Annotated in this window: 1 pseudogene; it reads right to left on the bottom strand. The window is 50.2% G+C overall.

The features are described 5' to 3' along the window. A pseudogene (locus C6Y40_RS10255) lies at positions 1-654 on the bottom strand (IS66-like element ISAma4 family transposase); the annotation flags it as partial.

Genomic DNA, 654 nt, shown 5'->3' with positions numbered 1-654 from the left:
CGTCGCTTCGAGAATGGCGCGGAGCCAATTCAGTGGATTCAGCTTTTGTTTCCGGCAGGTTTCTACAATGGTGAGTATACGTTGTCTGAACAGTTCCCCTCGGTGAGAACACACGCCATAGCTGCCTTTTCGCCACAGCACATAGCTTCGCAATGAACGCTCTGCTTCATTGTTAGTGAGGGGGACGCCATCGTGACTGAGGAACACCCAGCACATATCATCGTGTTTTAGCCGCAGCTTACACCGGTTCTGATAGCGGGGAGTAACACAACGCCTTGATGCCAGTTCAAGTTGTTCTCGCCAGGCGATACGCAGTTTTTCCATTCGGTCCCGGTATCGCTTTTCACTTAGTTCGTTACTCTCATACCGGTGTTGCAGCCGGAACAGTATGCGAATGAGCCTGACTAACGTTGTTCCATAGGTTTTATTCGTACCCCAGCTTTCCGCCAGCGCATTCATGTTTCTTAAGATATGCGCCCAGCACAATTGACGGTGGTCTGAATCGATGTAGTGATAACCGGCATACTGGTCAGTAACAACAATGTTTTCCGGATTATCGCCGAGTAGTTTCTTTGCCGCCCAGGCGCCACGTGAGAAGTGCGTCATAAAGCATGATAATTCTGCTGTGCATACCTGCCACATCCAGCGGTTTTC

Origin of the sequence: Marisediminitalea alba (genome assembly GCF_002993365.1) — a bacterium.
GTDB classification, from domain to species: Bacteria; Pseudomonadota; Gammaproteobacteria; order Enterobacterales; family Alteromonadaceae; genus Alteromonas; species Alteromonas alba.
The sequence above is the reverse complement of the archived record's forward strand: the minus strand, read 5'-3'. Positions and strand labels throughout refer to the sequence as shown.